The organism is Streptomyces sp. NPDC007901, assembly GCF_042959465.1.
Lineage (GTDB): Bacteria > Actinomycetota > Actinomycetes > Streptomycetales > Streptomycetaceae > Streptomyces.
This window is the reverse complement of record NZ_JBIBKW010000006.1, coordinates 242326-255180: the sequence shown is the minus strand read 5'-3', so window position 1 is coordinate 255180 and position 12855 is coordinate 242326. Positions and strand designations below refer to the sequence as shown.

Annotated in this window: 12 protein-coding genes and 1 pseudogene; 9 read left to right on the top strand and 4 right to left on the bottom strand. The window is 72.6% G+C overall.

The features are described from left to right. Nucleotides 1–45 precede the first annotated feature (45 nt). On the top strand, nt 46–846 hold the full coding sequence (locus ACFZDK_RS21530; RefSeq protein WP_390974598.1) for an alpha/beta fold hydrolase: 801 nt from the start codon (nt 46–48) through the stop codon (nt 844–846). A gap of 19 nt (nt 847–865) precedes the next feature. Beyond that, nucleotides 866–1315, top strand: a complete 450-nt coding sequence (locus ACFZDK_RS21525; protein WP_390974597.1) for a type II toxin-antitoxin system PemK/MazF family toxin — start codon at nt 866–868, stop codon at nt 1313–1315. A gap of 4 nt (nt 1316–1319) precedes the next feature. On the opposite strand, the pseudogene ACFZDK_RS21520 reads toward ACFZDK_RS21525, so the two are convergent. Further along, a pseudogene (locus ACFZDK_RS21520) lies at nt 1320–2188 on the bottom strand (TIGR02452 family protein). 278 nt (nt 2189–2466) lie between these two features. On the opposite strand from ACFZDK_RS21520, the gene egtA reads away from it, so the two are divergent. From egtA to egtD, 4 genes are read left to right on the top strand one after another with little or no spacing between them, the layout of a single operon-like run. Then, complete coding sequence (gene egtA, locus ACFZDK_RS21515) at nt 2467–3795, top strand: ergothioneine biosynthesis glutamate--cysteine ligase EgtA (RefSeq protein WP_390974595.1); 1329 nt, start codon at nt 2467–2469, stop codon at nt 3793–3795. Then, the gene (gene egtB, locus ACFZDK_RS21510) at nt 3792–5117 is read left to right on the top strand and encodes an ergothioneine biosynthesis protein EgtB (protein WP_390974593.1); all 1326 of its coding nucleotides are present in this window, start codon (nt 3792–3794) and stop codon (nt 5115–5117) included. Before egtA ends, egtB begins: the two co-directional genes overlap by 4 nt. Continuing rightward, entirely contained in the window at nt 5117–5908 is a 792-nt protein-coding gene (egtC, locus tag ACFZDK_RS21505; RefSeq protein WP_390974592.1) for an ergothioneine biosynthesis protein EgtC, read from the top strand. The genes egtB and egtC overlap by 1 nt, the downstream gene beginning before the upstream one ends. Continuing rightward, the gene (gene egtD, locus ACFZDK_RS21500) at nt 5905–6867 is read left to right on the top strand and encodes an L-histidine N(alpha)-methyltransferase (protein ID WP_390974590.1); all 963 of its coding nucleotides are present in this window, start codon (nt 5905–5907) and stop codon (nt 6865–6867) included. Before egtC ends, egtD begins: the two co-directional genes overlap by 4 nt. A 19-nt stretch (nt 6868–6886) precedes the next feature. On the opposite strand, the gene ACFZDK_RS21495 is transcribed toward egtD, so the two are convergent. Further along, nucleotides 6887–8146, bottom strand: a complete 1260-nt coding sequence (locus ACFZDK_RS21495; protein WP_390974588.1) for an extracellular solute-binding protein — start codon at nt 8144–8146, stop codon at nt 6887–6889. Between the two features lie 195 nt (nt 8147–8341). On the opposite strand from ACFZDK_RS21495, the gene ACFZDK_RS21490 reads away from it, so the two are divergent. Further along, nucleotides 8342–8557 (top strand): dodecin, encoded by a 216-nt coding sequence (locus tag ACFZDK_RS21490; RefSeq protein WP_355711072.1) that lies wholly within the window; start codon nt 8342–8344, stop codon nt 8555–8557. Nucleotides 8558–8575: 18 nt separating this feature from the next. Here ACFZDK_RS21490 and ACFZDK_RS21485 read toward each other — a convergent pair whose 3' ends face one another. After that, entirely contained in the window at nt 8576–9067 is a 492-nt protein-coding gene (locus tag ACFZDK_RS21485) for an HAD family acid phosphatase (protein ID WP_390974586.1), read from the bottom strand. 88 nt (nt 9068–9155) lie between these two features. Here ACFZDK_RS21485 and rpmF point away from each other — a divergent pair, with 88 nt between their 5' ends. Together rpmF and ACFZDK_RS21475 are read left to right on the top strand one after the other, a co-directional pair. Then, a complete protein-coding gene (gene rpmF / locus ACFZDK_RS21480) occupies nt 9156–9326 on the top strand; it encodes a 50S ribosomal protein L32 (protein WP_390974585.1) in 171 nt (56 codons plus the stop codon). Between the two features lie 43 nt (nt 9327–9369). Beyond that, nucleotides 9370–10377, top strand: coding sequence for an MsnO8 family LLM class oxidoreductase (locus tag ACFZDK_RS21475; protein WP_390974582.1), 1008 nt, complete (start codon nt 9370–9372; stop codon nt 10375–10377). On the opposite strand, the gene ACFZDK_RS21470 is transcribed toward ACFZDK_RS21475, so the two are convergent. Continuing rightward, a complete protein-coding gene (locus ACFZDK_RS21470) occupies nt 10374–12845 on the bottom strand; it encodes an AAA family ATPase (protein ID WP_390974581.1) in 2472 nt (823 codons plus the stop codon). The two genes, ACFZDK_RS21475 and ACFZDK_RS21470, sit on opposite strands and share 4 nt — an antisense overlap. Nucleotides 12846–12855: the final 10 nt, after the last annotated feature.

Genomic DNA, 12855 nt, shown 5'->3' with positions numbered 1-12855 from the left:
CAACTAAGCTTGTTTATATAAACATCCTTAGTTAGAGTGACCGGCATGACGACGAACCGCATCGCCCAGGTGTACCCCGACCTCCCCGTCTCCCTGACCGAGGCCGGTTCCGGCCGCCCCGTGCTCGTACTGCACGGAGGCGGCGGCCCCGCCACGGTCGCCGGTCTCGCGGCCCGCCTCGCCGAGTCCGCGCACACCCTCACCCCGGTCCACCCCGGCTGGGACGGCGCACCCCGTCCCGACTGGCTCACGAGCATCGACGATCTCGCCCTCGCCTATCTGCACCTGCTGCAGGACCGCGAGTTGAGCGACGTCCTGGTCATCGGCTCCTCGCTGGGCGGCCAACTCGCCGCCGAGATGGCGATACGCGACACGGCTGGACTCATCACCGACCTGGTCCTCATCAACGCGGTCGGCGCGGACATCGACGGCGAACAGGTCACCGACTTCTTCGCGCTGGATCCGCGCGCCCAGGCCGAGCACTCCTGGCACGACCCGGACCGCTTCTACGTCGACCCGGCCACCCTTCCCGCCACCGAACTCGCCCGCCGCCAGGCCAACATGGCGACCATGCGGCTGCTCACCGACGGCGGCCGGATGACCGACCCGAAGCTGCTCCCCCGGCTGGGCCGGGCGCGGCAGCCCGCGCTGGTGATCTGGGGCGAGAGCGACCGTGTCGTCACCCCCGCCTACGGGGCCGCGTACGCGAAGGCCTTCCCGCAGGGCCGGTTCGCGCCGATACCGGAGGCCGGTCATCTGCCGCACATCGAACGCCCCGAGGTCACCGCCGAGTTGATCGAGACCGAGCTGCGCCGTACCGGTACCCCGCCTGTTCTCGCAGGCTGAGGCCCCTTAGGGTGCCCTCGTGACTGCGTTTACCGACGACGAGAGCGTCCCCGGCCGTTACGGCCCCACCGCGACCACCGAGGCCGACCCGCACGAGGTCGGCAGGGTGCGCACCGAGTACTCCCCCGCCCACGACGGCGACCCCGACCCCGGTGAGATCGTGTGGACCTGGGTGCCCTTCGAGGAGAACGACGGACGCGGGAAGGACCGTCCGGTCCTTGTCGTCGCCCGCGAGGCGGCCGGCACCCTGCTGGCCGTGCAGCTGTCCAGCAAGCGGCACGACCACGACCGTGAGTGGGTGGCGATCGGCAGCGGACCGTGGGACCGCTCCGGCCGCGATTCCTGGGTGGACGTGGACCGCGTGCTGCGGCTGCACGAGGACGGGATGCGCCGGGAGGCCTGCGCGCTCGACCGGGGCCGCTTCAACCTCGTACGCAACCGGCTGCACGAACGCTACGGCTGGAAGTGAGGCGTCAGCCCGCCGCCAGGGCCTCAAACGCGTCGGCGAAGGCCGCCCGGACCGCCGATCCCGGCGTACGGTCCAGGACCCCGAACACCACGTGCTCGAAGGTCCCCGCGAACCGTCCGCCGGGGGCGATCAGCCCCCACAAGGCCCCCGCGACCTGCGCGGGGTCGTTCTGGAACACCCCGCAGCCCCAAGCCCGGAGGACCAGCCGCCGGTAGCCGTGCGCGGCGGCCACCTCCAGGACCCGTTCGGCGCGTACGGCGAGGGCTCCCGGCGGTGCGGCGGTGCGCTGCGGAGTCGTACGGCGGATCACGCCCGCGTTGGGCGCGGCGGCCGTCAGGAAGCCCGCGCGGTAGGGGTCGGCGAGGAGCCGGCCGCGGTCGTCACGGAAGACCGGGACGGCCGGGGAGTGGATCACGCGGTCCGTGTAGAAGGGGTCGCGGTGGGCGCGGTGACGGTCGTAGTACTCGACGGCCTCGCGCAGGCAGGTGTAGAGCGCGGAGGCGCGGCACAGGGCCTCCTCCTGCGCCTGGGCGCCGTTGAGGTATCCGCCGCCCGGGATGGGGCTCCCCCCGGCTCGAACGCAGTTGAGAGCTGGGGGAGGGCCGAGGCGAAGTTCAGGACGGCCACCGGGGCGCCGGCCAGTCGGCGGGCGGCCTCCAGGCTGCTCTCGCCGGTGACCTCGACGACCGGCTCCACGGGAGCGGTGGGCGGTTCCGGTACGGACACCGGTTCCGGGCCGTACATCCGCGTCCCCGCCCGCGCGGCCGCGTTGTCGGCCGCCAGGACGACCTCCCGGCCGTCGGGCGCGGGATAGGACCCGGCCGCCACGATCTGTTCGTTCTGCTGGGCGATACCGCGCAGGCGCGCACTCATGGCGCCACCCCCGTGGACGCCATGACCGCGGCCCGCGCGGCCTCCCCCGTCGTGCTCATACCTGCATCCTGAGCGATGCTGGTGATGCCGTGCAACGGAGTTTCCTGCGCCCAAAACGGTCGGAAACACACAAGGAAGCAGAGGTTACCGATCTAGAACGTCCCCATGGGCACCCTTGTGCGAATCGACGCGAAGGTCTTGGCTGGGACGGACGATGCCGCCCCGGACGGATCCATGGCCGGGCCGGCGACATGGTGGAATCTCAGGAGGATCCCGACATGTCCGACTCGATATCCGACAGCGGCGACTGTACCGGCGGGTCGGTGAAAACCGACTTCTCGGACGACCGCACCGCCGTCACCGAGGCCGAGGTGGAGGCCCTGGTCAAGGGCATCTGCTTCAAGACCGGGCCGCCCCGCACCCTCGGGGTCGAAGTGGAATGGCTGGTCCACGAGCTGCGTCAGCCGCAGCTCCCCGTCACATCCGAACGACTCGAAGCGGCCTACGCCGCACTGCGCACGGTGCCCCTGGAGTCGGCGCTCACCGTCGAACCCGGCGGCCAGCTGGAGCTCAGCTCGCCGCCCGCCGCCTCCCTCACGGAGTGCATCGGCACCGTCTCCGCCGACCTGGACGCCGTCCGTACGGTCCTCGCCGAACAGGGCCTCGGGCTCATGGGCGTCGGTCACGATCCCTGGCACACCCCCCGCCGCTTCCTGCGCGAGCCGCGCTACGACGCGATGGAGACCTGCCTGGACCGCACCGGCCCGGCGGGCCGTCACATGATGTGCGCCTCGGCCTCCGTGCAGGTCTGCCTGGACGCCGGTCACGAGGAGCCCGGCACACTGGGGCACACCCGCCGCTGGTGGCTGGCCCATCAGCTGGGCCCGGTGCTGGTGGCCGCGTTCGCCAACTCCCCGATGGTCGGCCGGCGTCCCACCGGCTGGCTCTCCACCCGGCAGCTGCTGTGGCTGGAGATCGGCGCGGGCCGCGCGGGCGCGCCCCCGCTGGACGGCGACCCCCGGACCGCCTGGGCCCGGCACGTCCTGGACTCCCCGGTGATGTGCGTACGGCGGGACAACGGCCCCTGGGAGGTGCCCGAGGGCCTGACCTTCCGGGAGTGGACCCGGTCGGGGGCGCCCACCAGGGCGGATCTCGACTATCACGTCACCACGCTGTTCCCGCCGGTCCGGCCGCGCGGCCACCTGGAGCTGCGGATGATCGACGCGCAGCCCGGCGACGACGGGTGGATCGTGCCGCTGGCGGTGACGGCGGCGCTGTTCGACGACCCGGTGGCCGCCGAGACCGCCTACCGGACGGTGAAGCCGCTGGCCGAGCGCGCCATGTCGCTGCCCGCCCCGCACAACCCGCTGTGGATCGACGCGGCCCGGTCCGGGCTCGGCGACCCGGAGTTGCACGAGGCGGCCGTCGCCTGTTTCGCGGCGGCGCTGGAAGCCCTGCCCCGGCTCGGCGCGACCCCCGAGGTCGTGGCCGCCGTACGGGCGTACCGGGACCGGTACGTCCTGCAGGGCCGCTGCCCGGCCGACGACCTGCTGGACCGACTGCGCGGCACGGCCGGTCGCGCCCACGGGAAGGAAATCAGCGCATGACCGAGACCGAGACCGACATCGATATCGAGACGCTGCGTGACCGGGCGCTGAAGTCCCTCACCACCGCACGCGACCGCACCACGCTGCTGACCAGCTGCGTCGAGGAGCCCGATCTCACCGCCCAGCACTCCCCGCTGATGTCCCCGCTGGTCTGGGACCTCGCGCACATCGGCAACCAGGAGGAGCTCTGGCTGCTGCGCAACGTCGGCGGCCGGGAGCCGATGCGCCCCGAGATCGACACGCTCTACGACGCCTTCGAGCATCCGCGTTCCGAGCGCCCCTCGCTGCCGCTGCTGCCGCCCGCCGAGGCACGGCAGTACGCGGCGGAGGTGCGCGGCCGGGCGCTGGACCTGCTGGAGAGCGCGGCGTTCGGCGGCACCCGGCTGACCGAGGCGGGTTTCGCCTTCGGGATGATCGCGCAGCACGAACAGCAGCACGACGAGACGATGCTGATCACCCACCAGCTCCGCACGGGCCCGCAGGCCCTGACCGCCCCCGACCCGGACCCGGCGCCGCCGTTCACCGGCCCGGCCGAAGTCCTGGTCCCCGGCGGCCCGTTCACCATGGGCACCTCCACCGAGCCGTGGGCGCTGGACAACGAACGCCCCGCGCACCGGCGGGAGGTGGCCGCCTACTGGATCGACACCACCCCGGTCACCAACGGCCAGTACCTGGCGTTCATCGAGGACGGCGGCTACGAGCAGGAGCGCTGGTGGACCCCGGAGGGCTGGGCGCACATCCGGCGGCACGCCATCTCGGCGCCGCAGTTCTGGCACCGGGAGGGCGGTCAGTGGCTGCGCCGCCGGTTCGGGGTCACGGAGGTCGTGCCGCCCGAGGAGCCGGTGCTGCACGTGTGCTGGTACGAGGCGGACGCCTACGCCCGCTGGGCCGGGCGGCGGCTGCCCACCGAGGCCGAGTGGGAGAAGGCGGCCCGGCACGACCCGGTCGAGAACCGCTCGCGCCGCTACCCCTGGGGCGACGCCGACCCGGCTCCGGCCCACGCCAACCTCGGCCAGCGGCATCTGCGCCCGGTCCCGGCGGGCAGCTATCCCGAGGGTGAGTCGCCGCTGGGCGTGCGGCAGTTGATCGGCGACGTGTGGGAGTGGACGTCCAGCGACCTGCTCCCGTACCCCGGCTTCAGCGCCTTCCCGTACAAGGAGTACTCGGAGGTGTTCTTCGGCCCCGAGTACAAGGTGCTGCGCGGCGGTTCGTTCGCCGTGGACCCGGTCGCCTGCCGGGGCACGTTCCGCAACTGGGACTACCCGATCCGGCGGCAGATCTTCTCCGGCTTCCGCACCGCCCGTGACGCGGAGACCGCCTGATGTGCCGTCATCTGGCCTGTCTGGGGCCCGAGGAGCCGCTCGGCCGGCTCCTCGTGGACCCCGAGCACTCCCTGTACCGGCAGTCGTGGGCCCCCCGCCGGCAGCGTTACGGGACGGTCAACGCCGACGGCTTCGGGGTGGGCTGGTACGCCCCGGAGGATCCGCAGCCGGCCCGCTACCGGCGGGCGGTGCCGATCTGGGGCGACCCGTCCTTCGCGGACCTCGCCCGGGTCGTCCGCACCGGCGCGCTGCTCGCCGCCGTACGGGACGCGACGCTGGCGGGCGCGGACGGGGAGGCCGCGGCGGCGCCGTTCGCCGCGGGCCGCTGGCTGTTCAGCCACAACGGGGCGGTCCCCGGCTGGCCGCGCTCCATGGCCGCCCTGGTCCCCCTCCTGCCCCCGGCCGACCTGCTGTCCATGGAGGCGCGCACCGACTCGGCGTTCGTCTGGGCGCTGGTCCTGCACCGGCTGCGGTCGGGCGCGGAACCGGGCCCGGCCCTTGCCGAAACGGTTCTCCAGGTGGCCGAGGCCGCCCCCGCCGCGCGCCTCAACCTCCTCCTCACCGACGGCGAGACCATCGCCGCCACCGCCTGGGGCGACAGCCTCTTCCACCTCTCGGAACCCGGCCGCACCGTCGTCGCCTCCGAGCCGTACGACGACGACCCGCGCTGGCGGGAGGTCCCCGACCGCACGCTGCTCATCGCGAGCCGCGCGGGCGTCGAGCTCGCCCCGATCGAACTCACCCCCGTCGAGGACCCGGCATCCGCATCCCCGAAGGAGCCCTGTACGTGAGTCCCCTCCGTGTCACCCGCACCCTCCCCGAGGACGCCACGGACGCCGCGCTGCGCGCCGATGTCCTGAACGGCCTCACCGCCTCCCCCAAGACGCTGCCGCCGAAGTGGTTCTACGACGCCCGGGGCAGCGAGCTCTTCGAGGAGATCACCGAACTGCCCGAGTACTACCCGACCCGGGCCGAGCGGGAGATCCTGCTCGCCCGGTCCGGCGAGATCGCCGCCGCGAGCGGTGCCCGCACCCTGGTGGAGCTGGGTTCGGGCTCGTCCGAGAAGACCCGGCTGCTCATCGGCGCGCTCACCGGCCTTGAGGTGTACGTGCCGGTCGACGTCAGCGAGAGCGCGCTCACCCAGGCCGGGGAGGCGCTCATCGAGGAACGGCCCGGGCTGTCCGTGCACGCCCTGATCGCCGACTTCACCGGCCGGATGGAGCTGCCCGAGACCCCGGGGCCCCGGCTGCTGGCGTTCCTCGGCGGCACGATCGGCAATCTGCTGCCCGCCGAGCGGGCCGTGTTCCTGGCCCGGATGCGCCGGCTGCTCGCCCCCGGCGACGCGCTGCTGCTCGGCACCGACCTGGTCAAGGACTCGGAGGTCCTGGTCCGGGCGTACGACGACGCGGCCGGGGTGACCGCCGAGTTCAACAAGAACGTCCTGGCCGTCGTCGACCGTGAACTGGACGCCGACTTCGACCCGGACGCCTTCGACCACGTCGCCCTGTGGGACCCGGAGCAGGAGTGGATCGAGATGCGGCTGCGCTCGCGGGTCGCGCAGACCGTCAAGGTGCCCGCGCTGGACCTCGCCGTGGACTTCGCGGCGGGCGAGGAGCTGCGCACCGAGGTGTCGGCGAAGTTCCGGCGGGCGGGCGTGACCGCCGAACTGGCGTCGGCGGGGCTGGAACTGACGCACTGGTGGACCGACACGGAGGGCCGCTTCGCGCTGTCGCTGAGCATGGCGCGCTGAGTCACCCGGGCCGGCCGGGTCACCCGAAGTTCGGTGCGAGGAGTTCGGTGATGCGCCGGGAGGCGCGGCGGGCCTCGGTCGCGGGGTCCGCTCCGCCGAGCACCGCGGTCATGTAGCCCTTGATCGGGTTCTCCGCCTCGACGGCCGGCCAGTCCGGGGTGTGGGGGGTCGCCCGTCCCCGCGCGGCTCCGGCCGCCATGGCGGCGACCCCCTGCTCCCCGGCGACCGCGCCCGCCAGCGTGGTCTTGTTGGGCACGTAGTTCATGGTGCGGGCCAGTTCGGTGTCCCACTTGGCGCCGATGAGGGCGCCGACGACGGCGGTCGCGTCGTAGGGCCGGTCGGTGTTCTGCGGTACGACGAGGTCGGAGCCGCCGGTGAAGACGGCGCCGGGGTGCGCGGCGGTGAGACCCGGCACCGGGAAGTACCCGATCTCGTCCTTGAGCCGGGGGTTCTGCTGGACGACGGACTGGGCGAGGCCGGGCACCGCGATGATCTGCGCGACGTCGCCGCCCGCGAACACCCCGGCCTGGGGCGGGTGTTCCTCGTCCGCGTCCGCGGGCCCCTTGCCGAGGGCCTGGAGCTGCCGGTAGAAGTCCATGCCGCGCAGCGCGGCCGGGCTGTCCAGGGTGCCCTTCCAGGCGGCGTCCGTCTGCTCGGCGAGGTCACCGCCCTCGTCCCAGATGAACCCGGAGAGGGTGTACCAGTCCTGTCCGGCGAGGTAGATCCCTTGGTTACCGCCCGAGTTGAGCTTCTCGGTGTCGGCCAGCCACTGCTCGCGGGTCTTCGGCGGGGAGGTGATACCGGCCTTCTCGAAGAGGTCCTTGCGGTAGATGACGACCCGGTTGGCGGCGTACCAGGGGATGCCGTACTGGCGGGAGTCGTCCCGGCCGGGTTCGGCGAGACCCGGCAGCCAGTGCTCCTTGCCCCAGTCGCGCATCGACTCCAGGGTGAGGTCGGTGAGCCGGCCGTCCTCGACGTACTGCGGGACCTGGGTGTTGCCGACCTCGATGACATCGGGGCCGTCGTCGGAGTCGCCCTTGAGCGCGGCCTGGACCTTGTCCACGATCCCGGTCCACTGCTGGATGCGGATGTCGAGCCGGATGTCCTTGTGGGTGCGCTCGAAGTCCTCGGTGAACCGGCGCAGGAACTCCTTGGACGCACTGTTCTGCATCAGCCAGACCGTGACCGTGTGCCGCCCGCCGTCTCCGCCCGGCAGGACGCTGCAGGCGCTCAGCAGAGCGGCGGACACACAGAGGAGAGCGAGCGGACGACGTCTCACGAGGGGTTCCTGTTCTGGCCGACGCACAGGGAAGGGCCCGACGTGGGGGAACGAGCACCGGGGCTCATACGGGTGTACGGGATTTTGGTATGGACCAATGCGGAGGGTCAAGGGGTACCGGCGGACCGGAACCGACGCCTCGCGCTCCGCTTCCGGATGCGGCACCGTGGAGTGACGACGAGAGGAGCACTCCCGATGACGAACCACACCTACCGGGTCACCGAGATCGTCGGCACCTCGCACGAGGGCATCGACCAGGCCATCCGCAACGGTGTCACCCGCGCGAGCCAGACCCTGCGCAACCTGGACTGGTTCGAGGTGACGCAGGTCAGGGGCCAGATCGAGAACGGGCAGATCGAGCACTACCAGGTGGGCCTGAAGGTGGGCTTCCGCATCGAGGACGAGGACTGACGAGGACCGAGACGGCTCTCAGGTCCGCCCCTCACCCTCCTGGGCCTGCTCCAGCGCGGCCGAGCGGTCGGCCCAGCGGGCCCGTACGACGGTGAACCCGGCCCGCTCCGCGTCGTCGCACACGAGCTCGTCGTCATCGACGAGGACGCGCACCTCGCGCCGTTCGGCGAGGCGGCGCAGGATCTGCAGCTTGGTGTGCCGGGCGGGCCTGCGGTCCGCGTTGCGCCGCATGTGCACGCGCCCCTCGGGCAGCCCGTGCTGTTCGAGCCACTCCACCGTGTCGCGCCGGCAGCGCTCGGGCCGTCCGGTGAGGTAGACGATCTCGCACTCCTGCGCGCTCGCCACGGCCAGCGCGACCCCCTCGGCGATCGGCGGGTCGTGCGGCGCCGCCGCGAAGAACGCGTCCCAGTCCCGGGGCTGGCGCTCCAGGAAGCGCTGCCGGTGCGCGGTGTCGGCGAGGGTGTTGTCGATGTCGAACACGGCGATCGGACGTCTGCTGCTCTCTGTCACCCGGCCACCCTACCAATTGCTAATGGGATCCATTTTCATATAGCGTCCCGGTGCCTGCCCGTCCATCCCAGCACCGAGGAGAAGCTCCATGGCCGTCCCCAAGCACAGGATGTCCCGCAGCAACACCCGCCACCGCCGCGCCCGGTGGAAGGCGAGCACCCCGCCGCTCGTACCGGTGACGGTCGACGGCGTCCGGCACCTGGTCCCGCAGCACCTGGTCAGGGCCTACGAGCGCGGAGTGCTGCGCCCCGGGCGCTGAGCGCCGGCGGGAATCCTGTGGCCGCCCCGCTGTTGAACCCTCTGTGAACGCACTGACCGCCCGGACCCGGTTCTCCGTCCTCGACCGCTCCCGCACCCGGGAGGGCCACCCGCCCGCCGAGGCGCTGCGGGACACCGTGGCGCTGGCGCGGGAGGTGGAGGCGCTGGGCTATCACCGCTTCTGGGTGTCGGAGCACCACGGTGTGCCCGGGGTCGCCGGTTCCGCGCCGACCGTGCTGGCCGCCGCCGTGGCCGCCGCGACCCGGACCATCCGGGTCGGGACCGGCGGCGTGATGCTGCCGAACCACCAGCCCCTCGTCGTGGCCGAACAGTTCGGCGTGCTGGAGTCGCTGTACCCGGGGCGGATCGACATGGGGCTTGGCCGGTCGGTGGGTTTCACCGGCGGGGTGCGCAAGGCCCTGGGCCGCGACCGGGACGACGCCGAGGACTTCGCGGCACAGCTCGGCGAGCTCCTCGGCTGGTTCGAGGGGACCTCGCCGACCGGGGTGCGGGCCCGTCCGGCGGAGGGACTGCGCGTACAGCCGTTCGTGCTGGCGATGGGCGAGGGCGCCGACATCGCGGCCCGCGCCGGGCTGCCGATGGTCATCGGCGACCTGCGCAACCGGGAGAAGATGCGGCGCGGCATCGACCACTACCGCGACCGCTTCCGCCCCTCCCCGTGGGCGGCCGAGCCGTATGTCGTGATCTCGGGGACGATCGCCGTCGCCGGCACCCCCGAGGCGGCCCGTCGGCTGCTCGTCCCGGAGGCCTGGTCGATGGCGTACTCCCGCACCCACGGCTCCTTCCCGCCCCTCCCCCCGGCCGAGTCCGTCGGGACCCGGCCGATGACCGCGAAGGAACGCGGCTTCTACGAGTCCGGCCTCACCGGCCACCTCGCCGGCACCGAGGACCAGGTGGCCGACGAGCTGGAGACGCTCCTGAAGGAGACGGCCGCCGACGAGGTGCTGGTCACCACCAGCACCTACGACCGGACGGCCCTGCTGGACTCCTACCGGCGGCTGGCCTCGATCATGCGCCCCCAGGCCGGCTAGACCGTCGCGGGCTTGTCCGAGCGGATCACGATCTGGCCGTCGGCCGCGTCCACCACCGCGCGGTCGCCCGCGACGAGCTGGCCGGAGAGCAGGAGGTCGGCGAGGCGGTCGTCGACCTCGCGCTGGATCGTGCGGCGCAGTGGGCGGGCGCCGAAGTCGGGCTCGTGGCCGAGGTTGGCGAGCAGCGCGGCGGCCGTGTCGGTGACTTCGAGGCTCACGTCCTGGGCGTGCAGCCGGCGCCGGGTGTGTTCCAGCAACAGGTCGACGATCTCCCGCAGTTGGGTGCGGTCCAGGCCGCGGAAGACGATGATCTCGTCGATGCGGTTGAGGAACTCGGGGCGGAAGTGCTGCTGCAGGGCCGGCATGACCGCCTCGCGGACCTTGGCGTAGTCCTCCGTGCCGGCGGCCAGGATCCGGTCGGCGCCGATGTTCGACGTCATGATGACGACCGTGTTCTTGAAGTCGACGGTACGGCCCTGGGAGTCGGTGAGGCGGCCGTCGTCGAGGAGCTGGAGCAGGGTGTTGAAGACGTCCGGGTGCGCCTTCTCCACCTCGTCGAGGAGCAGTACGGCGTACGGCTGTCTGCGCACCGCCTCGGTGAGCTGGCCGGCCTCCTCGTGGCCGACGTATCCGGGCGGGGCGCCGATCAGCCGGGAGACGGTGTGCCGCTCCTGGAACTCGCTCATGTCCAGGCGGATCATCCGGGTCTCGTCGCCGAACAGGGCGGCGGCCAGGGCGCGGGCCAGTTCGGTCTTGCCGACGCCGGTCGGGCCGAGGAAGAGGAAGCTGCCGACGGGCCGGTTGGGGTCGCTCATGCCGGCGCGGGCGCGGCGGACCGCGCGGGCGACGGCGGTGATCGCCTCGTCCTGGCCGACGACCCGCTCGTGGAGGTGCTCCTCCAGCTTCATCAGCCGCTCCCGCTCCTCCTCGGTGAGCTCGGCGACCGGGATGCCGGTGGTGCGGGAGACGACCTCGGCGATGTCCTCGGCGGTCACCTTCGGCGCCTGTTCCTCGGCCTTGCCCGCCTGCTCCAGCTCGCCCTCGGCCGCCTTGATGCGGTCGCGGAGCTCCTTGGCGCGCTCGTACTCCTCGTCGGCGACGGCCTGGTCCTTCTCCCGGTTCAGGGCGGCGAGCCGGTCCTCCACGTCCCGGGTGTCGGCCGGCGGGGTCTTGGACCGCAGCCGGACCCGCGCCGCCGCCTGGTCCATCAGGTCGATCGCCTTGTCGGGCAGGAACCGGGAGGTGATGTACCGGTCGGACAGCTCGGCGGCCGCCACTACCGCCTCGTCGGTGATCCGGACCTGGTGGTGGGCCTCGTAGCGGTCACGCAGTCCGCGCAGGATCTCGATGGTGTCGTCGACGGTGGGCTCACCGACCAGGATGGGCGCGAACCGGCGCTCCAGGGCCGCGTCCTTCTCGATGTGCTTGCGGTACTCGCCGACGGTGGTCGCGCCGATCAGGTGCAACTCGCCGCGGGCGAGGGCGGGTTTGAGGATGTTGCCGGCGTCCAGCGATCCGTCGCCGCCCCCGCCGGCCCCGACCACGGTGTGCAACTCGTCGAGGAACAGCACCAGTTCGTCGCCGTGTTCCTTGACCTCGTCGAGCAGCTTCTTCAGCCGTTCCTCGAACTCGCCCCGGTACTTGGTGCCGGCCACCATCCCGGCCAGGTCCAGGGAGACCAGCCGCTTGCCCTCCAGGGTCCTGGGCACGTCCCCGGCGACGATCCGCTGGGCGATCCCCTCCACGATGGCCGTCTTGCCGACGCCGGGGTCGCCGATCAGCACCGGGTTGTTCTTGCTGCGCCGGGAGAGCACCTCGATGGTCTGCTCGACCTCCTCGTCCCGGCCGATCACCGGGTCCAGGCGGCCGGCCCGGGCGTCCTCGGTGAGGTCACGGCCGTACTCGTCGACGGTCGGCGTGGTGCTGGGCTTCTTGCGCTCCGGCGCGCCCTCGGCCGGCATCCGGGCCGGTTCCCAGCCGCTGTCGCCGAGCACCCGCCCGGCCGCCGACTCCGGGTTCGCGGCGAGCGCGCGCAGCAGGTGCTCGGGGCCGATGTAGGAGGCGCCCTCGGCGCGGGAGATCTGGTAGGCGTCGAGCAGGGTCCGCTTGGCGGCCGGGGTGAGGGCGGTGGGCTCGGTCTTCTCGCCGCCGCCGTGGCCGGCGGCGAGCCGCTCGCGGAGCTGGTCGGGGTCCGCGCCCGCCTCGGTGAGCAGCCGCCGGGTGGAGTCATGGGTGGTGGCGGCGGCCAGCAGATGCCGGGCGTCCAGTTCCTCGCTGCCCTCGACGGCCGCCAGGTCGCGGGCCTCGGCGACCAGCTCCCGGGCCCGCTCGGAGAGCAGGCTGCCGATGTCGACGCGCTGCGGGCGGCGGGCCGGGGTGCCCGGTCCGGATCCGCCGAAGAAGCGGGACATCAGCTCGTCGAACTCCTCGAAGGGACTGCGTCCGAATCCGAAACCGGGAGTGCTCATGGGGCCGGGC

Bases quoted from the DNA above. Each gene is read 5' to 3' on its own strand.
- egtC (WP_390974592.1), top strand. From the start codon at position 5,117: ATGTGCCGTCATCTGGCCTGTCTGGGGCCCGAGGAGCCGCTCGGCCGG.
- egtB (WP_390974593.1), top strand. From the start codon at position 3,792: ATGACCGAGACCGAGACCGACATCGATATCGAGACGCTGCGTGACCGG.
- ACFZDK_RS21470 (WP_390974581.1), bottom strand. From the start codon at position 12,845: ATGAGCACTCCCGGTTTCGGATTCGGACGCAGTCCCTTCGAGGAGTTC.
- ACFZDK_RS21490 (WP_355711072.1), top strand. From the start codon at position 8,342: ATGACGAACCACACCTACCGGGTCACCGAGATCGTCGGCACCTCGCAC.
- egtA (WP_390974595.1), top strand. From the start codon at position 2,467: ATGTCCGACTCGATATCCGACAGCGGCGACTGTACCGGCGGGTCGGTG.
- ACFZDK_RS21530 (WP_390974598.1), top strand. From the start codon at position 46: ATGACGACGAACCGCATCGCCCAGGTGTACCCCGACCTCCCCGTCTCC.
- rpmF (WP_390974585.1), top strand. From the start codon at position 9,156: ATGGCCGTCCCCAAGCACAGGATGTCCCGCAGCAACACCCGCCACCGC.